Genomic DNA, 20,006 nt, shown 5'->3' with positions numbered 1-20,006 from the left:
GCGGGTCAAGAGACGACCTTGCCCCAAGCCTTCACCGTCTCCGCTAGCGTCTTCAGATGATCGGCCGTCGAAAACCCCGAAATGCTCTTGCGCGGCTTCAGATCGTGGTCGCCATCCCTGAGCCAGATCACCTCAATGCTGTCGGAGAGCCCATAACCGGCCACCTCGTCGGGCGTGCCGAACTCGTCGCGCGTGCCCTGGAAGATCAGCGTCGGCGTCGTCAGCCCTGCCAGATGCTTGGTCCGCAACTGCTCGGGCTTGCCGGGCGGATGGAAGGGATAGCCGAGGCAAAGCAGGCCCGAGATTTCGCCCTTGGCGAACATCTCGTCCGCCACCATCGAGGCGACGCGCCCGCCCATCGACTTGCCGCCGATGATCAACGTCCCGGTCACGCCCCTCGCCCTGAGGTCGGCGATCGCCTTGATGTATTCCGGGTTCACCGTCTCGGCGCGCGGCGGCGGCTTGCGGTGGCCGTAGCGGCGGGCCGCCATATAGTGGAACTCGAACCGCGCGACCTGAAAGCCCACGGCCGCCAGCGCCTTGGCGGTGGCGGTCATCGAGGGAGAATCCATCGACGCGCCGGCGCCATGGGCAAGCAGGATGGTGACCGGGGCGGTGTCGTCGCCGTCGAAGAGGAAGCTGGTCATGGAATAGGACTCCCGTGGCTCGGCATTGGTGACCCCTTCTCCCCTTGTGGGAGAAGGTGGCCTCGCGAAGCGAGGTCGGATGAGGGGTGTTCCAGGGAACGCAAACGCCTCATTCCGTCACGCACCCCTCAACCGTCTCGGCGCTGCGCGCCGATCCACCTTCTCCCACAAGGGGAGAAGGAAAGAGCCTCACCCCGCCGACTTCGCCAGTTGCATATCCACGAACTGCACGCCCCTGGCCGCTACGCCGGCCCATTCGGATTCGGAATCGAGCTCCAGATAGCGCGCCCACAGCCGCCGCGCCTCGAGCAGTTCGCCGGCATCGAATTCGAGCCGGGCCAGATTGAACACCGGGTCGGCGTAATCGCTGTCGAGCGCGATGGCCTTGCGCAAGTGCCTTCGCGCCGACGCCGTCTTGCCTTCCTCGCTCATCAGCCCGGCGAGGTTGAACCAGGCCTCGACGAAAGCCGGATCGAGCTTGATCGCGCGCGCATAGTCATGGGCCGCTTCCGCCGGATGGCCGCCGGCGCGCAGGCAATTGGCGCGGTTGAAGGCGGCGATCGCGTCGCCTGGATCGATGGCAAGGCAGCGTTGGTAGAGCGCGGCGGCACCGTCATGGTCGCCGTCCTGCTCCGCCGCTTCGGCATCGGCGAAGAGCTCTTCCAGCGGATCGTCGTCGGAGGCGCCGAGATCGAACAGCAATTGCCCGTCGAGCTCGCTCTCGCCGCCATCCAGATAGATCGCGTCGGGCCGCCCGAATGCCGAGCCGACCGCGAGCGACTTGGCGGTGAGCGAAGCCACCGGGCCGGAACGGTGCACCGAGCGCGCGATAGCGCCCCATGTCGCGCCACCGGCGACCAGCCCGGCATATTTGCGCGCCAGGATCAGGTCGCGGAAGGAATAGGGTTCCGAGTCATGTTCGAAGGCATCGAACAGCGACAAGAGATCGAGGTCGGCGCCGGACAGCCGCGACTGATCGATCAGCGATTGCCGCGACAGCGAGGAGGCCTCGGGCGCCTTCATCAGTCCAAGCAGGCGCAGAAAACCGTTCTCGCTGAGCAATGCACGCCCGGCGCCGCGCTCGGCGGCGACGCGGCGTTCAATCTCGACATCGCCGGTCTTCGTAAGCCCGGCCTTGACCAGAAGACCGCGACCGAACACGACATGCGTGGTGCGCCGGGTGACGCCGCGCCTGAGTTCGCCATGCTGGCGCGCGACCTCGCGCGCCGCCAGCCTGAGCGGAAAGGCCGCCAGCGCACCGATCGTGCTGTATATGGCGCCGGCTGGTGCCGTCACTTCTTGCTCTTGCCGACCGCCTTCAGCAGGTTGGCTTTCAGCGGATTCTCAGCAGCCCCACCCGCGGCCGCCTTGGCCTTGGCGGCGGGCTTCTCGTCGGCCTTGCTCTTCGACTTGGCCGGCGGCTTCGACTGCGACTGCGACAGGCTCGCCTTCAGCGCATCCATCAAATTGATGACGTTGCCGCGCTCGGGTGCCGCCGCGATGATCGGCTTGTGCCCTTTGAGCTTCTCGCGGATCATCGCCATCAGCGCGATCTCGTAGCGATCCTCGTAGTTCTTCGGATCGAAGGTGGTTTCCTTCTGCTTGATCAGCGCTTCGGCCAGTTCGAGCATTTCCGGGTCTGGGTTGCCGGCCGGGATGTTGCCGAAATATTCAGCCGTGCCGCGCACTTCGTTTGGATTCCTCAACGTACACACGAACATGCCGTTTTCGCGCGCGCCGATCGTCACCACGCGCTCGCGGCTGGACAGGACCAGCCGGGCGATCGCCAGCTTGCCGGATTTGCGCATCGCTTCGCGCAGCACGGCGAAAGTCTCCTCCGCCATCGCGCCGTCCGGCGCCATGTAGTAGGGCGCGTCCTGGTAGATGACGTCGACCTCGTCCTCGTCGACGAAGGCCTCGATGTTCATCGTGTGGTTGGATTCGATGCGCACCGCGTCGAGGTCGCTGTCGTCGATGATGATGTACTGCTTGTCCTCGTACTCGTAGCCCTTGACCAGGTCCGAACGCTCGACCAGTCCGAGTTCCGGATCGACCGGCTTCATGTTGATGCGGTTGTGGGTCTTCTTGTGCAACTGGTTGAACGAGATGCGCTCGCTGGCGCTGGTGGCGGGGTATAGCCGCACTGGACAGCTCACCAGACTGAGCTTGAGGTAACCTTTCCAACTTGCCCTGGGCGCCATGATGAACTCCTACGCGGCCATGCACTGTCACACCGGTGCAGCGCTGTTCGTCCGCAGGACGAACGAGGCTGCGCAAATCCTACACCGACCCCGCATGATACAGGCAAATCCCTGACGAAATCTTCCGCTGTGCCTTTGAGGTCGTTGGGAGAGAATAATTCAAATTGTCGGAAGCGTCGATGGCGCGCAAGGCGCAGGTGATTGGCCGAATGCCGCGAGGCTTCGCGATCCTGGGGTCTGCGCGCGTCGCTTCGCTCTTGCTTCGCCCTAGGTCTTCAAGGCTGGCAAATCCCGCGCGAACTCGTCAATCTCCGCCCACGGATCGCCCGACGTCTCCAACAACCCCGGCAGCGACGAGTAGTTCAGATCCTGCGGCGCGTCGATCGCCTCCAGATCGCTCCAGCTCACCGGCGTCGAGGCCGGCAGGTTGGTGCGGGCGCGCAGCGAATAGGGGGCGGCCGAGGTGTGGCCGCGCGCGTTGCGGTGATAGTCGATGAAGATGCGTTTCTTGCGGTTGTCCTTCCCCATAGTGGTGGTGAATGTGTCGGGCGCGGTGGACGCCAGATGCATTGAGATGGCGCTGGTCGCCTGGTGCAGCTTCTTCCAGTTCTGCCTGGGCGTCACCGGCACGGTGATGTGGATGCCGTTGCCGCCGGAGGTTTTTGCGAAAGGCACCAGCCCCAGTCCCTCCAGTTCGCCCTTGATGTGGACGGCGGCCTCGACCACTTCGCGCCAGGCAATCCCCTCGCCCGGATCGAGGTCGAAGACGATCTGGTCCGGCTTGTCGAGGCTGGTGCGGTGCGTGCCCCAGGTGTGGAACTCGACGACGCCGAACTGCGCCAGCGCCAGATAGCCCTTTGCGCCCTCGACCGAGAGGTAGGATTTGGTCTCGCCCTCGGAATTGGTCGCCTCGAAGGTGGCAACCGAAGGCGGCATGCCGGTGAAGGCGTGGCGCTGGAAGAAGCAGTCCTTCGGCAGGCCGGTCGGGCAGCGCACCAGCGACACCGGGCGCCCGAGAATATGCGGCAGCATGAAATCGCCGACCAGCGCGTAGTAGACGGCGATATCGAGCTTGGTCGGCCCGGTCTTGCCGAACAGCCGCCGCTCCGGATTGGTCACCCAGATGGTGGCGAGGTCGGCCTCCGCGATCAGCCGCTTGCGCTTGGCCGAGACCGGCGTCGACAGGCCGACATCCCTGAGGCCGCGAAACACGCCATGGCGCAACGAATTGTCCGCCGTGCGGTTGGCGTAATGGATGCGCGCCGAAAACAGCGGCTTCACCCAGTGCATCTCGCGCATGATTTCGCGCGGCACGCCTTCCGGCGCCGTGGCGCCCGCTGTCAGCGGCTCCAGCCGGGCGAGCAGGTCGGCCGCGGTCTCGGCGTCGAAACCGGTGCCGACCTTGCCGCGATAGTGCAGCTCGCCATCCTGCCATTCGGCCATGCCGAGTGCGGCCAGCCCTTCCGCCGCTTGCGAGGTCGTGTAGCCGGCGATGACGAAATCGTCCCTCTCGAGCGCCTTGCACTTGGTCCAGCTCTTGGTGCGGCCGCTCTGGTAGGTCGCGGTGGCACGCTTGGAGACGACGCCTTCCAGGCCGAGCTCCGTCGCCTGGTCGTACAGCCCCTGCCCGGAGCCGTCGACATGGTCGGAGAACTGGATGGCGGAATTGGCGCCGAGGCCGGCGAGCAGTTCGGCCAGCAGCGCCTTGCGCCTCTCCAGCGGCGCCTTGCGCAGATCCCAGCCGTCGAGATGGAGGAGATCGAAGGCGTAGAAATGCAGCTTGCTGCCGGCGCCCTCGGCCAGCGCGTCCTGCAGCAGCGCGAAACGCGAAATGCCCTTGCCGTCGAGCACGACGATCTCGCCGTCGATAATGGCCTCGCGGCACGGCAGCTTGGCGAAGGCATGCGGCAGATCGCCATAGCGTTTTGTCCAGTCGATGCCGCCGCGAGTGATCAGCCTGACCTCGCCATCGGTCAGATGCGCCATGGTGCGATAGCCGTCGAATTTGATCTCGTGCAGCCAGATCTCGCCGGTGCGGTCGCCAGGACCGTCACCGCCCGGGGGTTTCGGCACCTGTGTCGCCAGCTGCGGCTCTATGCGGGCGGTGGGCGAGGCCTTGACCGCGCCGGGCAAGGCGCCGGGCTTCAGCGTGCCGGGCCTTGGCGCAGCCTTGGCCGACTTCGGCGGCGCCACCAGCTCCTCGATACGGCGGCCGGACTTCACGCTCTCCGGCCGTGCTTCCAGGATATCAAGCGTGGGATTGGAGGCGAGGTCGCGCTCCTTGAACAGAAGCCAGTTCTTCTTGCTTTCATCCTCGCCGGGCTTCGGCTTCAGCCTGGTCAGCATCCAGCCGCCATTGAGCTTCTGGCCGGCCAGCCGGAACTTGAAGGCGCCGGTGCGAAGACTCTTTTCGACATCCTCCATCGGCGCCCAGGTGCCGGCATCCCAGACGATCATCGGCCCGCCGCCATACTCGCCCTCGGGGATGACGCCTTCGAAGTCGATATATTCGAGCGGATGGTCCTCAGTCTCGACAGCCAGCCTTTTGTCGGCCGGATTGAGCGAGGGCCCGCGCGGCACCGCCCAGCTCTTCAGCACGCCACCAACCTCCAGGCGCAGGTCGTAGTGATCCGCCGTGGCATGGTGCTTGTGGACGACGAAGCGATTGCCGTCGCCTAAGATTAGGCCGCCGGCCGGTTCCGGCGTTTTGGTGAATTCGCGCTTGGCGCGATAGGTCTTGAGTTTGGCGGGCGTTGTCATGGCCGCGAGCCAGCCAATTGCGAAGGCCGCGTTCCGTCGCGCCCCCCTCTGTCCTGCCGGACATCTCCCCCACAAGGGGGGAGATCGGCAGTTTCAGCGCCCCACTCAGTCCTGCAATGCAGACAATTGGCGAAAGCCACGATGAGGGCTGATCTCCCCCCAAGTGGGGGAGATGTCCGGCAGGACAGAGGGGGGCGCCGTAGGGCGCTACCTTTGCACCACTCGCGATCTTTCACCACACTCAATCGTCGGCAGCCGGCGTCAGTTCGAGCTCCGCGGGCGACAGGCCCTGCCGCAGCTGGCTCAGGCGGAATTCGTCGACCCAGTAGGCCTCGCCATCAACCAGCACACGCGCTCTATAGGTGCCGCCTGAAAAACTCTGCGCGGTGATGTAGACCTTGTGGCGATCGAGCGCCTTGCGCACCGCTGCGCGCTTGGAGTTCTGGCTGTTCACGGCACTGGACATGCGCTTCGCCCTCGGTCGCCCTGACACGAAACTCGACCGCTCTTCGCGGTCCGGCGACTGACCCCAAGGATGGCGGAGAGCGGCGCAGGTGTCAATTTCCTCGCCGCGGCGGCTCCCTGCAAGACGCAAGCATAGCCGACGGCATCGGATCGGTTAGGTCGGCGAACCTGCGGGCTGGAACAATATGAGACCCTGTTTGGCATACGCGCCGAGGCGGCGCGGCGCTTCTGCTTTCCGCATTGTTAACCTCGGCGCGCCTAGGAATAGGGCGAGCTCCGGCCGCGGCGCCGATGCGTCAGAGCGGCGCGGGGATGGCGCGGCCATCCAGGAGAACAAGGTTCATGACCGCTTCCGTGCGAAGCAATGACTGTGAAGTGGCTGTTGTCGGCGCCGGACCTTTCGGACTTGGCGTCGCCACGGCGCTCAGGGCAGCTGGTGTAGACGTGCTTGCCTTTGGCAGCCCGATGGGCTTTTGGCGCGAAAACATGCCGCGGGGCATGCGGCTTCGCTCGCCCTGGCGCGCAACCTTTATCGGCAACCCGAACGGCCCGCTGTCCCTCGATTCCTACGCCAGCGGCCAGCGCGTCCAATTGCGCGAGCCATTGCTGCGGCAAGATTTCGTCGACTATGGAATGTGGGTTCAGGCTCAGGCGATTCCGGATCTCGACACGCGCATGGTGAGCCGTGTCGAACGGACCAATGCGGGATTCCGGCTGATCCTTGCCGACGGCGATGCGGTTCGCGCCGGGCGCGTCATCGTCGCCATGGGCCTGAAGAACCAGGAACTGGTGCCCACCGCCTTCAGTGGCCTACCTTCCGAATTGGTCAGCCACACCAGCGCGCACACCGGATTCGAAGCCTTTGCCGGCAAGCATGTCGCCGTCGTCGGGCGCGGACAAAGCGCCTGCGAATCCGCCGTCCTGCTGAGAAAGGCGGGAGCCGACGTCGAACTCGTCTGCCGGGGCGACATCCATTGGCTCGGCGCGCCGTCCAGCAGGCGGGGCCGCAATGTGCTAGGCGCCGCCGAGGAACTCCTGGCGTCGCCCTCGCGCGTCGGTCCCTTCCCGTTGTCATGGCTGATCGAGGCGCCGGGTCTCGTGCATGGCTTGCCGGCGGCGGCGCTACGCTGGGTCAATGCGCGTGGCCTCAGGGCCGGCGCGTCGGGCTGGCTGCTGCCGGACTTCGGCGGCATCAAGGTCAAGGCCGGCCGCGTGATCGTCGGCGCCTCCGCCAGCAACTCCGGAATAGACTTGCGGTTCGAGAACGGCTCGACCGCTTACGATCACGTCCTGCTCGCGACCGGCTACCGCATAGATATCAGCAAGCTTGGGCTCTTCGCCCCCGACTTCCTCGACGCAATCGCCTGCCACGACGGATCGCCGATCCTTTCCGCGGGACTGGAATCGAACATTCCCGGGCTGCATTTCGTCGGCGCCAGCGCGGTCGCGAGTTTTGGCCCGTTGATGCGTTTCACCGCCGCCACCCCGTATGCGGCGCGGGCCGTCACCCGTTTCATACGCGCCGCGAGACACAAGGGCCAGAACGCACGGCGCTCTACTTTGAGACTGGGCGAAGCCTCGGCTCCCGCCGGCACGAAGCCCCGTTGAGCGTCGCCGGCCGCGCCATGTATCAGCGCGATCGGGCGGGGCTCTCGCCTCTCAAAGCGGAAGAGCTGGGCAAGCGGCCGTGCCGGACAACATGTGAGGGTGGAGGCTTGGCACCGTCAGGCGCAGTGTTTCTTGGTGGCGCGCACGGCACGCTTGCCCTGGCGCGCAGCCTCGGCGCCCAAAAAGTGCCCCTCACCTACATTACCAATGATTCGCCGCTGCCGGGCTGGTCGCGATTTGTCGGAGCCACCATCCGCTGGCCCGGCCCGAACGATGAGCGGGCGCTGCCGTTTCTGCTGGAAGCGGCGCGTAAACACCGTCTGGAGGGATGCCTCCTGATCCCGGCCGCCGATCCAGAGGTTCGCCTGGTCTCTGAAAACCTCGCTGCCCTGTCGGCGCTCTACAGGATCGTGCTGCCCTCCTGGGATGCGCTGCAATGGGTCTGCGACAAGCCGTTCCTCTACAGGCGGGCAACCGAGTTGCGGCTGTCCATTCCAAGGACCTATGACATCGCATCCATGGCGCAGGCCTCATCCCTGGACATGGTTTTTCCGGTCGTTCTCAAGCCTCACATGGGTGGCGGCAACACCCGCATCGCCAGGGCCAAGGTCGTCCAGGCCGACGACAGGGCCTCGTTTCTCGCCGCCTATCGCGACGCGGCCGAACAGATCGGCGGCCAAAACGTCGTCGTGCAGGAGCGCGTGCCGGGCGGGGGAGAAAGCCAATTTTCTTACGCCGCGCTCTGGAACGAGGGCAAGCCGATCGCGGAGTTCACGGCGCGCCGCTCGCGGCAATATCCGGTCGACTTCGGCTATACCAGCACCTTCGTCGAGATCGTCGACGAGCCCCGCGCCGTCGCCGCCGCGCGCATATTGCTGTCGTCGATCGGCCATAGCGGCCTGGTCGAGGTCGAATTCAAGCACGATTGTCGCGACGGCACGCTCAAGCTTCTCGACGTCAATCCGCGCCCCTGGTCCTGGTTCGGACTTTGCGCGCCCGCCGGCGTCGACCTGGGAGCGATACTGTGGGAGACAGTGAACGGCCGGGCCACCGCAGCCGCCACCGCTCGCCCGGGAACGGCATGGATGTATCTGGCCCGCGACGCTGTTTCATCCGTGACGCTGATGTGGCGCGGCAGCCTCGGCATCGCGGCCTATCTCAACTCCTTCGCGACGGTTCGATCCTGGGCGGCGTTCGCCTCAAACGATCTGCTGCCGGGGCTGATCGAACTGCCGCTGACGGTATGGCGGGTGCTGACGAGACGGCTGCTGAACCCGGCCGGCCGCCGGCGCTGACAAAATCGCTCTTTATGATGGGCGGTAGTCGAAGATCGCGTAATCGATGGTCCGCACCGCGTCGAGGAAACGCGGCATGGGCGGCGTCACGCGTTGCTGGAAAGACCCGGCATCGCGGATGGCGGGCTTCGCCCAGCCGATGGCCCCGTGGCTCGAACTGCCGTAAACGACGAGGCAGGGCCGCTTGTGCCGTTCCAGCGACGACATGAGATTGTCCAGCACGATTTCGAACACATCCCTGGAGAAGGGATTGTAGAAATAGACCAGCAGCGGCGTCGGCGGGAACTCATACGTCGCGGCATCCGCTTCGATGACCGCAATCTCGCGGCATTTCTGGGCCGGGCTCTTGTATCGCTCGATGTTGCGCCGGGCGATTGCGACGAGCTCCCGCGCGAACTCCACACCGACAATCGCGGCGAACGGGTAGTGCGACGCCAACAGGAGCGTGCGCGACTTGCCCGAACCGATATCGATGAAGGTGTAGTCTGCGAGATCGTCCGTCAGCCTGTCCATGATGAAGGCGAAGGATCTGGGCGACGTGCAGACGCATTCATTGCCCTGGTCCCGGTGCGGTCCGACGACATCGAGCGTGTCGAGCCGGATCGAACCCGCCGTGTCGACGCCATTGTCGCGATCCCACTGGCGCGCCAGCCGGTCGGCAACGAGATGGCGGATGTTGCGTGCGACGAAGCGGCCGCTTTCGCCGAGGCCATGCCGTCGCACGAGCCGGAACGGTTCGAGGATTCCTTGCTGCCGGACGAACCGCAGCGCCCTCGCGATGCGTCCCCTCGATCTGTCCTGCAAATCGATGCTGTGCGTTTCACGGTTCATTGCGGATCGGCTCGGTTGCCTGTCAGCGCAAGCGGCGCAGGCCGCGCACCAGGCCTTGGCCGGCCTTGAGCAGCCGCGGTTTGGAGCGAATGAAAAGCTCGATCCGGCAGCGCAGCGAAATATAGGCGGTGGCGCCCCATCCCCGCAGTGTCATCGACTGGCACAGTTCGGCCAGGACCGAACTGGTGGCGCCGATGTGCTCCTTATAGCCCTGGCTGCCGACCGAAAGGTCGAAATAGTCGAAGCCGTGCCCGCGCCCCCACATCATCAGCTTGCCGAATGTCGTCAGTCCCGGCGGGGCAACGGCATTCTGGTCGATCCCGAGCAACAGGGTATGGAGAGTGCCTTTCCTGACCAGTACATAGATGACGGCGAGCCAGGCTTCCCCTCCGCGCAATCCGAAGATGCGCACCGAGCCGTCGGAAAGGCCATGCAGCGCGGCATCTCGGTAGAAGTCGACGACGGGCTCCTGCGTCAAAAGGTCGAAACGGCCGAGCTCGCGAAACCGCTTCAGTCGCAGTTCAAGGAGCGTGTCAAAGAGCGTTTCCGTCAGCGCCGGCGTGTCGGCCTCGACCAGGCTCAGGCCGCCGCGCTTTTCGAGCCGGCGGCAATGCTTGTGAAAGCTCTTGGCGAAGGAGGGCCTGCAGATGCGCTTGATAAGCGTTTCCGGTTCGCCGTGCAGGATTAGGCCGGAGGTGATCTGGAGGGAATCGTGCGCCGCCGAAAGCAGCGCCAGAGGATTGGCGACTCGTTGGATCTGTTGCGGGATTCCCGAGATATGGATGCGATCCGCCGGTGGCAGCACGGCGCGGACCGCCCCCCATGCGGCGTCGGCGCCTTGCCTGGTCCACGCCCTGTCATCCGCCAGCAGCGGTGCCGAATAATCGCAGACGCCGCAGCTCAGCCATTCGATCAAGGAGTGGCCCAGCGCCCGGCGCCGCATCAGCGGCAAAAGCATGACCGGCGCGCCCGTGGCGGCGTCGTTGACCTCGACGACAAGCAGTTCCGCGCCTTTGGGCATCAGCCGTTTGGCGATCCCCTCGACCCAAGCATAATGCTGATGCGCGGTGCACACGCCATCGGCCTGAAATCGCAGCCAGAGCGGCTTTACAGCGTCGAGGCTGGTGTGCAGCCGGGCTTTGAAGCGCGCGGCTGTACCGGCGCTGGCGGCAGTCGGGGACAATAACCCGTCGGATAGATCCGCGTTGGGAGCCGTTCCCGTGGCTTGCCACATGCTTCTCCTGTCCTCCCGGCCGGCCATAAACATCGTCCACGCAAGCAGTGTAAATCCCGCCAACTCAGGACCGCCTCGGGCAGCCGTGCGTTGGAGCGCACGAAAGCCACGGTTGCGGACTAATGGCAGCGCTTGCGATACCCCCGCATCGTAAACCACGGCAAAGTTCGGTCAGGACCAGACCTTTGGCGCCCATTATGTTCGTTGCTTTCGCCTACCGGCCGACGGCCGAAATAGTCGAACCTTTGCCCGCGTGCCCAGCTCGTCGACCTGCCATGAGGCCCGGTGAGACGTTGGGCACTTGCGCTCAGGTTGACCGCTAGCATCAAAGCATGAACGGTGCGTTGATGAACAATCAGAAATTGCACCGATCAGTCGTGCCATGTTGGGTCATTCGTGGAGACCACGCCGACGACAAACGGCAGGCCTCCTCGGGCAGCGCGTTCGTTACACTTTCACTGCCTCGCCTGCCACCGGTCTCTGCTACCGTTTTACCGGGGCGAACGGGACCGACCGCCGCCACCCGCCCAACCAGCTGTCGCGCTGCTGGTCCGGGTGCTCGATGTTCCATATGCGGTAACGCGCGAAATACCATGATGCGGCAAGGACGAAGATTTCGGAAACCGCGGAACCCAACAGCGACCACGGCGGAGGCGCGATTGCCAGCAGGATTGCGATCAGCGCCAGCCCGACGATTGCGCCACCAGTCGTGATGAACGCGACGGTCCGGAAATCGCCGAGGATTTCAAGGATGATGCGAGGCATGACATAAAGCATGACCGGGATGAAATTCGCGATCACGAAAAGTCCGATGAATCCGACCGAGGCATCCTGGAGGGCCTGGGATTTTATCATCGGCAGGACGAATAGGATGGCACATCCATAGACGAGGCCACCGATCCCCATGACCAGCGACCAGATCTTCGCCTGCGCCCAGACACGGCTTGTTTCGTTATTGCGCATCAGCTTCGCCAGCTCCGGCTGCGTCATGTTGAAGAGAGCAAGGCTGATGATGCGCAGTGGGGCAAACAGCACGAGGACCGCCGCCAGCGGTGCGTAAGCGGCGGGTCCGGCAATGCCGGCGACCAGCAGGGCCAGGCATTGACCCTGGATGTTTGTGGTGGTCGCACTGAACGCCGACCAGCGCAGCTGCGGCCAAAGCCTTGTATAGCGGCGGCGCGTCGGCATGCGGAAGCTGATGCGAGGTGTGCGGCGCGCCAGCCGAACCAGGACGACGATGCCGAGCAGATTTGCTGCCGCAAGCGCATAGAACACGGTTTGCAGCGCGTCCTTCGCCAACCACATGGTCAGTCCGGTCAGGATGATGCCGGTGATCGTGAAAGCGGCGTCGCTGATGGAGACGATTACCTGCTGGCGCCGAGCGAACAATGCCGTGCGCATGTGGCTGCGCAGCGACCATGCGCCGACGAAGCAGCCCGCGGCGATGCCGCTCGGATCGCCCAGCAGATGCATCAGGATCGCCGTGCCGACCGCCATCAGCAGCGACAGCACCAGCGCCGCGGTCCCGAAGGCCACGTCATGGGCATCGACACCGGCGCTGTTGGTGCTCTTGCCCATCCATATCGAGGCGGGGACGGCGGTGAGCGATCGGATGTACGACAGGCCGACGCCGCCCATCACCATGCCGATGGCGAAGAGACCGTAACCTTGCGCCGACAATATGTGCAGCAGCGCGATGTTGAGGGCAAAGTGAAAGCCGCTCTGCATCGCCTCGCCGCCGATCATCAGCACGAGGCGCCGCACCAGATGGACCGGGAATTTCACGGCCGGGTCTCCGCCTCGCGGGCGGTTGCCGGCCTGCCCGGCCTCGCTATCGTCACTTTCAGTTTGTCGGCGGCGATCGCGGCGATCGCCGCAGCTGCGACCGGTTCGCTGAAGACGGTCTCGTAGCGCGCGCGGCCGGCGGCAACAAAACCGCGCCAGGCCTCGGGCCGCAGGATGATCTCTTGCAATTTCGCGGCAAGGGCGGCGGCGTTGTTAGGCGGAACATGCCAGCCGGTCTCCCCGTCGCTGACCACCTCGACCAACCCGCCGATCGCCGATACCAGTGGCGGCCGACCATAGGCCATCGCCTCGATTGCGACGCGGCCCAGCGATTCCGGGCGCCGCGACGGAACGGTGACGATGTCGGCCCAGCGGTAGTGTTGCGAGGGGTCCGGTATGAACGGCAGCACGCTGACGCGATCGGCCAATCCCATGGTGTTCACCAGCTCGGCCAAGGCCAGTTCGCGCTCGGTGCTTTCGAAAGCGCCGCCCACCAGCCGCACGTCGATGCGCGAGCGCAATTCCGGCGGCATCGAGGCGACCGCCTCGAGCAGCACTTCCTGGCCCTTGATCCTGTTGATGCGGCCGAGCAGCAGCACCCGCAACGGCCGGCTGCCGTCATAGCGCATCGGCTCGGCCGCCGGCGGGCCGGCAACGCCATTATAGACCACATGCGTGCGTGAACGGCCGGCAATGCCGAAGGCGGCGCGCGTGGCGCGTGAATTGAAGATCAGGTCGGCATGGCTCCAGCGCATCAAAGCGGCCAGGATCGTGCGCATGAAACCTTCGGGGATCTCGTGGATATGCAGGACAGCCTTGTGAGGCAGCAGGCGGGCGGCCAGAGCGTAGTCGGCCACGATCGAGGTGTTGACATAGACCAGGTCGCATTGCCTCAGACGTCGCCATGCCCGCCACAGGGCCAGCGGCAGGCGCGCCATCTCGACGGTCGCGAGGCGCAGGATGGCCTGGCGCCGCAACACCCAGAGCGGCTCGAAGACGATCCGGCTGGCATGCGGTTCGAGGATCTGCACGATCGGCCCGCTGCGCGGCAGCACGACTTCGATGTCGGCGGACGGAAACGCGGCGCGCAGGGCTGCGACGCTCTCCGCGAAGCTTCGGTCGGAGCCATAGAGTTCGTAGCCCTGATGAACGCAGGAAATCCGCATCTTAATATCCCGCCAGGTTCACACCCCATCCTGCATCGCGCGAGGCAGATGGCTGCCGAAGCCCAGGAGCAAGGATCATGCCCGGTCCGCTTTCCCAGGCCGTTTGGCCGAGGAATCCCCGCAACGCCTCGTTTCGGTACAGATACGCCCGGAAAGTTGACCGATAATGAAACAACCCCGGCGTTTGGTAAGAATTTTTTACGACGTTCTGCGACAGTTGCTCCCACTCTTGCCCGGCTGGAAGTTGCGGGGTGGGTTCTGGTGCAATGAACATTCCGGAAAGTCCCGTCGGCCATGACATCAAAGCCCTCCATCCTGATCCTGGGAACGCGCGGCATACCCGCGGCCCATGGCGGTTTTGAAACCTTCGCCGAGAAGCTGGCGCTTTTCCTCGCCGGACGCGGCTGGAGAGTCGGCGTCTACTGCCAGGACGAAGTCGAGCGGGTCGAACAAAGGGTGCGCAGCGAAACCTGGCGCGGCATCGAACTCATCCACATCCAGGTCGCCTCGAAAGGTCCACGCGCGACGCTGGAATTCGACTGGCAATGCGTGCGCGATGCCGTGCGGCGGCCCGGCGTGTGCCTCGTCCTGGGTTACAATGGCGCACTTTTCCTGACTTGGCTCAGGCTGATGCGGCGCAAGATCATGACCAATATGGACGGCATCGAATGGCGCCGCCCCAAATGGGGCCTGGCGGCGCGAAGCTGGTTCTGGCTCAACGAATGGATCGGCGCCTGGACCTCGCATCGCCTCGTCGCCGATCATCCTGTCATCGCCGATCATCTGGCGACACGCCGGCCACGCAGCGCGATCGTCACCATCCCCTATGGCGGCGATCCCGTGACGACGGCGCCGGAGGCACCGGTCAGGGCGCTCGGGCTCGAACCTGGAAAGTACCTGATCTCGATCGCGCGCATCGAGCCCGACAACAATATCCTGCCGATCGTCGAAGCCTTTTGCAGCAAAAAGCGCGACATGAAGCTGGTGGTGCTTGGAACGCTCTCGGATGAAATCCCCTATCACGCCGCCATTCGCAAGGCCGCGAACGGCTCGGTGGTTCTGCCCGGGGCCATCTATGACCAGGCGACAGTGAAGGCCCTGCGCTATCACGCGCGCGCCTATATGCATGGCCACACTGTCGGCGGCACCAACCCGTCATTGGTCGAGGCGCTGGCTGCCGGCAACATGGTGATCGCCCATGACAATCCCTACAACAGGTGGACCGCGGGCGCCGCCGCCCTCTATTTCACCGATATCGGCACTTGCGCCGGCCGGATCGATCGGGCCATCGAAGACAACGCCCTGGTCGAGAGTTGCGGTGAGGCCGCCAGGACGCGCGCCCGCGAAGCCTTCCGCTGGGAAGACGTGCTGCTGGCCTATGAGAATGAAGCCTTCCGGCTGCTCGGCGTCGTCGCCGGCGAGGCCGTCCCGGTCGACCATCCTTCGCACGCATGACGACGTGGTCGCGCCGGCGGCTTCTCGGAGCGGCGCTGTCCACGGCGGCGTTGTTCGCGCCGCTTCCTCCCGTGTCGTCCAGCCTGGCCGCCACCGGCGAATGGCGCTTCCGGCGCGGCGTCAACGCCTTCCCCTGGTTCTCGCTGACGCGTGAATTCCCCGCACCCCGTACCGACTACGACTGGCCTCCATTCCAGCAGCGGCCGGTCCCGACGGCGGCCGATCTGCGCCGGCTGCGCGCGACGGGTCTCGATTTCATCCGCCTGCCGGTCGATCCCGGCCCGTTCCTGGCCGGCGATGCCGGCACGCGCGGCCGTTTGCTGGTGATGCTCGATCGGGCCGTCACCGCCGCCCTCGACGCCGACCTCGGCATCATCGTCAACGTGCAGGCCAATAGCGCCGCCCACTATTGGAATCCGGACCGCATGGTCTCCAGCACCGCCGCGCCCGCCTTCGATCTCTATCGCACGCTGATCGGCGAGCTTGCCGGCCGGCTGGCGCGGTTTCCATCGGGCAAGGTCGCGCTGGAGCCGGTCAACGAGCCGCAGCAATCCTGCGAGTCCAACGTCTGGTCGCAGGTCCAGCTCGCGCTCCTGACCGAAGCCAGGGCATCGTCCGCTACCCTGCCGCTGATCGTGACCGGTGGCTGCGGCTCTATGGTGAGCGGGCTGACCGCGCTCGATCCGGCGCCGCTCTCGCCCTTCGAACCGATCCTGTTCACCTTCCATTTCTACGAGCCCTATCTGTTCAGCCACCAGGGCGCGCCCTGGATGGACGAACCCGTCTACCGCTCGCTCAACAACGTGCCGTGGCCCGCCTCGGCCGGGTCGCTCGAGGCGACGCTGGCTTCGGTGCGGGCACGCATGGCTGAGGACACCGAAACCTCCGAAGCGGACAAGAAAGCCGCCTACGCGGAAACCGAGCGCGTGCTGAAGGTCTATTTTGACGCCCGGCCCGACCGCTGGTTCATCGACAAATATCTTAGCCAGGCGCGCGATTGGGCCGATAGCCATGACATCGCGCCCGAACGCATTGTCATGGGCGAGTTCGGCGCGCTGCGCACCGACGCCCGCTATGTCGCCGCGCCCAATCCCGACCGCGCCCGCTACATCGCCGACGTCAGGCAAAGCGCCGAGTCGTTCGGCTTTGCCTGGGCCTTCTGGGCCCTCTTCGACGGCATGGGCATGATGGACGACACAACGCGCGCGCTGGACCCGGACATAGTGGAGGCGCTTGGTCTGACGATGCCGGGCTAGACAGCGCATCCGATAGCCTGTCAGGCGGACGCAGCGATTTCCGCGGCGAAGTCGCGATAGGGGTGCAGTGGGCGTCCGAGCAAGGCAGTCAGGCGCTCGACGTCGCCGGCCGCAGGCAGCATTCCGTCGGTAAAGAAGCGCTCGCCCATCAGGCGCAAGTCGTAGGCCATCCAGGCGGGCAAGAACTGCCTGAGATTTTGCTCGAAGCCTTCGGCATTGTCGCCGCCGTAGTTAATCGGGCGGGCGAGCACGTCCGACCAGATTGCGGCAATATCCGTCCCGGTCAGCGTCTCTGGGCCGACGAGGTTGATCCGGTCGAGCGCAAGCGGCTCCGCGGACTGTTCGCGGCGCAGCAGCTCAAGGGCGGCGATCTCGGCGATATCACGCACGTCGATCATGGCGAGGCCCTTGGCGCCGATCGGCATTGGGTAGGTGCCGTAGCCGGTGATGACGTCTTTGATCATCAGATCGTTCTGAATGAAGTAGGCCGGGCGCAAGATCGTAGCCTTGAAGTCCATCTGCTCGATCATGCGCTCGACGCCGAACTTGCCCGCGAAATGGGGCACGTTCACATAGACGTCAGCGTGGATCACCGACAGATAGACGATCCGCTCGATGCCGGCAGATCGGGCGACGTTGAGCGCGATCAAAGCTTGCGTGAATTCGTCCGGTACCACGGCGTTCAAGAGGAACAGAGTGGAGACGCCAGACATGGCTTTCCGCAGGGAATCGACATCGAGAAAGTCGCCTTGCACGACGGAGACACCTGCCGGGAAGTTGGCTTTCGACGGATCGCGAACGAGAGCACGTACATCGGCGTCACGCTTGGCGAGATGTTCGACGACTTGGCGGCCAATGTTGCCCGTGGCCCCGGTAACGAGAATGGTCATGAAATTTCTCCTGTTGGATTGCTTGACACCTCCTATGTGTGTGGCTCACTAACTGTCCAAAAGACGGAAATTTTAGACACGTCGTCTCACTGGTGGAACACCCATGGACCTCCTTGCCCTCGCCGATTTCAATCTCGTCGCCCGTCATGGCGGCTTCGGCAAAGCGGCAAGGGCCACCGGCCGGCCCAAGGCAACCTTGTCCCGGCGCGTTGGAGATCTGGAAAGCAGCCTTGACCTGCGTCTGTTTGAACGGGGTGCGCGTAACCTGAAGCTCACCGAAGAAGGACGGGCGCTCTTCGAGCGGACGGGAGCGTTGCTCGCCGAACTGGACGAGACGGCTTCGGCGATTGCCTCAGGCGGCCAGAGGCCCAGGGGAAGACTGCGGATCAGCGCGCCTTTGCATTTTTCGCAGACCGCAATGGGGAGGATCGCTGCGGGGTTCGCCCTCAAATATCCTGAGGTGAGGCTGGAGGTCACGACCGAGGACCGGCCCGTGGACATGATCGAGGAAGGCTACGACCTGGTAATCCGGGTCAATCCGGATCCCGATGAAAGCCTGGTCGGACGGGCGTTTGTCCGCGACCGTCTGGTCGTCGTGGCGAGACCCGACCTTCCTCGCCCGACCGGCGGACTGGCCGCTCCTGGCGTTGCGCGCGGGGCAGGCGATCGGCAAGCATGGCAGGTGAAGACACTAGATGGCCGGTCAACGATCAGGATCGAGCCGGTCCTCGCTTTGTCGACACTCATCATGGTCCGGGACGCGGTGCGGGCCGGCGTCGGTGCGGCACGTCTTCCCATTTCATTGGTGAGCCACGACCTGGCTGACGGCACACTGGTAAGTTGGGGGGATATCGACGGCCCCGAGATCGCACTATGGACGCTCTACCCATCTCGACGGCTGCTCAGCGCGCGAGTGTCGGCGTTCATGGACTTTCTAAAGCAGGCCTTCCCAAACGGGACGCCCGACGAACTCGCCGCCTATATTGGCAGGTGACGACCGTACCCGCTTTCGGGCGTGGAAAGTCCTAAGGGGATCAGCCTCTAACGGCGGAGAGGCTGCGCTCTTCGCTGGTCGTCTCCAATTGCGCGCACTGGCTGCGCCTTTTGCCGCGCCACCGCCCGCGTCGGCCGGTAGAGCACCAGCGCCAGCACCACGAATTTGGTCAATAGCGTCGTCTTGGAGGCGAGGGTCTCGGAGGTGTTGAGCAGGATCAGCCAACCCAGCATGGGCAGCCAAATGCCGGGATGGCAGCGGCGTGCCACTTCATGCATGAACAGCACGAAGCCGAACAGCATGAGCAGGGTAAAGAAGGCGCCCTGATAGAGCACCATGCGTATGATCGGGTTCTCGATGCCTTGTTCCAGGCCGTTGATGCGGCGCATGCTTTCGATCAGATCGATATCAGGCCCCACGATCAGGTCGCCCAGCCCGAGATTCTTGAAGAGGTCGAACATTTCGACGCGGGCATTGGCGCTGCCGCTGTCGGACACGAAGCGTTCCAGCAGCGCGTCGAAGAAGCCGTAGGAAAAGAGAAGGGCGACCGCCACCGGCAATAGCGTGGCGAGCAGGACCGCAAGAGCCGCGCCCAGCAGGCTGACGCGTCCATGCCGCAGATAGGCCACGCCGCTGAAAAGCAGATAGATGCCGCCGAGCGCGAGCGTCGTCACCATCGCCGAGCGTCCGCCGAAGGCGACCAGCGCCGCGGTTTGCAGGCCGATCAGCGCAAGCCGCAGCGGCATCGACAGCGACCGTGAGCCGGAGAGCAGCGCCAGCACATAGACCGCGGTGATCGTGGCATTGGCCAGCGGATGGCCCTGAAGCGCGGTCGAGCGCAGGTCGGTGAACACCTCGCCGTCGAGCCTGTAGGGAAACACCAGCGTCTTGGTCGCGAACTCGAACAGCGCCAGCAGCGCATTCGCCGACATCACCGCGTGAACGACCGTCTGGAGCCGCGCGAAGGTCCGTTCGTCGTCCTCGGCCAGCATCAGCACCAGCAGCGCCGCCGCCACGAACGTATCGACCATGCCCGCCATGCCCGGCCGATGCCTGACGACGACCACCACCAGGAGCACGATCGAGATGACCGCCATCAGCGCGCTGGCCGGCCGCCGGTCGGCAACGGCAGCCATATAGCCGACCGGATTGCCGAACGTACACGCACGCCAGGCAAACACCATCACCAGGAGATAGGTCGACGGATGGATCTTGGTGGCCGGACTGCCAAGCAGGCCGTCGTAATTGTAGCCCACCAGCCATAGCATGCCGCCGGAAACGGCAAACAGCACCGCCACCGTGACCACCAGGCCGAAGCGGGTCACCCAATCGACGGAACCGCCGGCGCGGGATGCGGCGCCGGCTTGACCCGGCGCGGCCCAGCCGGCTGCCGGGCTGGCGGGCCGGACTGCGGCCATG

At 64.9% G+C, this 20,006-nt stretch carries 16 protein-coding genes; 5 read left to right on the top strand and 11 right to left on the bottom strand.

What is annotated here, in order from left to right; translation table 11 throughout:
• Window positions 1-5 precede the first annotated feature (5 nt).
• From LB551_RS02440 to LB551_RS02420, 5 genes are all read right to left on the bottom strand, one after another.
• Window positions 6-647, bottom strand: a complete 642-nt coding sequence (locus LB551_RS02440; protein WP_224624304.1) for an alpha/beta family hydrolase — start codon at window positions 645-647, stop codon at window positions 6-8.
• A 189-nt stretch (window positions 648-836) separates the two neighbouring features.
• Window positions 837-1,943 carry a tetratricopeptide repeat protein gene (locus LB551_RS02435; protein WP_224624303.1) on the bottom strand — a complete coding sequence of 369 codons (1,107 nt, stop codon included), beginning with the start codon at window positions 1,941-1,943 and terminating at the stop codon, window positions 837-839.
• Window positions 1,940-2,848: a Ku protein gene (locus LB551_RS02430; RefSeq protein ID WP_140552312.1), complete on the bottom strand. Its 909-nt coding sequence runs from the start codon at window positions 2,846-2,848 to the stop codon at window positions 1,940-1,942. Before LB551_RS02430 ends, LB551_RS02435 begins: the two co-directional genes overlap by 4 nt.
• 267 nt (window positions 2,849-3,115) lie before the next feature.
• A complete protein-coding gene (gene ligD, locus LB551_RS02425) occupies window positions 3,116-5,608 on the bottom strand; it encodes a DNA ligase D (protein WP_224658075.1) in 2,493 nt (830 codons plus the stop codon).
• A 241-nt stretch (window positions 5,609-5,849) separates the two neighbouring features.
• Window positions 5,850-6,074, bottom strand: a complete 225-nt coding sequence (locus tag LB551_RS02420; RefSeq protein ID WP_140499061.1) for a hypothetical protein — start codon at window positions 6,072-6,074, stop codon at window positions 5,850-5,852.
• Between the two features lie 341 nt (window positions 6,075-6,415).
• Between LB551_RS02420 and LB551_RS02415 the strand changes: the two genes are divergently transcribed.
• Together LB551_RS02415 and LB551_RS02410 are read left to right on the top strand one after the other, a co-directional pair.
• Complete coding sequence (locus tag LB551_RS02415; protein WP_224658074.1) at window positions 6,416-7,681, top strand: NAD(P)-binding domain-containing protein; 1,266 nt, start codon at window positions 6,416-6,418, stop codon at window positions 7,679-7,681.
• Between the two features lie 107 nt (window positions 7,682-7,788).
• Window positions 7,789-8,976: an ATP-grasp domain-containing protein gene (locus tag LB551_RS02410; protein WP_224658073.1), complete on the top strand. Its 1,188-nt coding sequence runs from the start codon at window positions 7,789-7,791 to the stop codon at window positions 8,974-8,976.
• A gap of 12 nt (window positions 8,977-8,988) precedes the next feature.
• Here LB551_RS02410 and LB551_RS02405 read toward each other — a convergent pair whose 3' ends face one another.
• The 4 genes from LB551_RS02405 to LB551_RS02390 form a co-directional block, all read right to left on the bottom strand.
• Window positions 8,989-9,807 carry a class I SAM-dependent methyltransferase gene (locus LB551_RS02405; RefSeq protein ID WP_224658072.1) on the bottom strand — a complete coding sequence of 273 codons (819 nt, stop codon included), beginning with the start codon at window positions 9,805-9,807 and terminating at the stop codon, window positions 8,989-8,991.
• A gap of 22 nt (window positions 9,808-9,829) precedes the next feature.
• Window positions 9,830-11,041, bottom strand: a complete 1,212-nt coding sequence (locus tag LB551_RS02400) for a GNAT family N-acetyltransferase (RefSeq protein ID WP_224658071.1) — start codon at window positions 11,039-11,041, stop codon at window positions 9,830-9,832.
• Between the two features lie 483 nt (window positions 11,042-11,524).
• Window positions 11,525-12,826, bottom strand: coding sequence for a hypothetical protein (locus LB551_RS02395; protein ID WP_224658070.1), 1,302 nt, complete (start codon window positions 12,824-12,826; stop codon window positions 11,525-11,527).
• Window positions 12,823-13,992 (bottom strand): glycosyltransferase family 4 protein, encoded by a 1,170-nt coding sequence (locus tag LB551_RS02390; RefSeq protein WP_224658069.1) that lies wholly within the window; start codon window positions 13,990-13,992, stop codon window positions 12,823-12,825. The genes LB551_RS02395 and LB551_RS02390 overlap by 4 nt, the downstream gene beginning before the upstream one ends.
• 294 nt (window positions 13,993-14,286) lie before the next feature.
• Between LB551_RS02390 and LB551_RS02385 the strand changes: the two genes are divergently transcribed.
• On the top strand, window positions 14,287-15,447 hold the full coding sequence (locus LB551_RS02385) for a DUF1972 domain-containing protein (protein WP_224624295.1): 1,161 nt from the start codon (window positions 14,287-14,289) through the stop codon (window positions 15,445-15,447).
• Window positions 15,444-16,703, top strand: a complete 1,260-nt coding sequence (locus LB551_RS02380; RefSeq protein WP_224658068.1) for a glycoside hydrolase family 5 protein — start codon at window positions 15,444-15,446, stop codon at window positions 16,701-16,703. The genes LB551_RS02385 and LB551_RS02380 overlap by 4 nt, the downstream gene beginning before the upstream one ends.
• A 20-nt stretch (window positions 16,704-16,723) precedes the next feature.
• Here the strand turns inward: LB551_RS02380 and LB551_RS02375 are convergent, their stop codons facing one another.
• Complete coding sequence (locus LB551_RS02375; RefSeq protein WP_224658067.1) at window positions 16,724-17,593, bottom strand: SDR family oxidoreductase; 870 nt, start codon at window positions 17,591-17,593, stop codon at window positions 16,724-16,726.
• A 103-nt stretch (window positions 17,594-17,696) separates the two neighbouring features.
• Here LB551_RS02375 and LB551_RS02370 point away from each other — a divergent pair, with 103 nt between their 5' ends.
• Window positions 17,697-18,587, top strand: coding sequence for a LysR family transcriptional regulator (locus LB551_RS02370; RefSeq protein WP_224658066.1), 891 nt, complete (start codon window positions 17,697-17,699; stop codon window positions 18,585-18,587).
• A 47-nt stretch (window positions 18,588-18,634) separates the two neighbouring features.
• On the opposite strand, the gene LB551_RS02365 is transcribed toward LB551_RS02370, so the two are convergent.
• Window positions 18,635-20,005, bottom strand: coding sequence for a VpsF family polysaccharide biosynthesis protein (locus LB551_RS02365; protein WP_224658065.1), 1,371 nt, complete (start codon window positions 20,003-20,005; stop codon window positions 18,635-18,637).
• Window position 20,006 lies beyond the last annotated feature (1 nt).

The organism is Mesorhizobium sp. BR1-1-2 (assembly GCF_020165435.1).
Taxonomy (GTDB): Bacteria; Pseudomonadota; Alphaproteobacteria; order Rhizobiales; family Rhizobiaceae; genus Mesorhizobium.
This window is presented reverse-complemented; position numbering and strand designations above follow the sequence as displayed.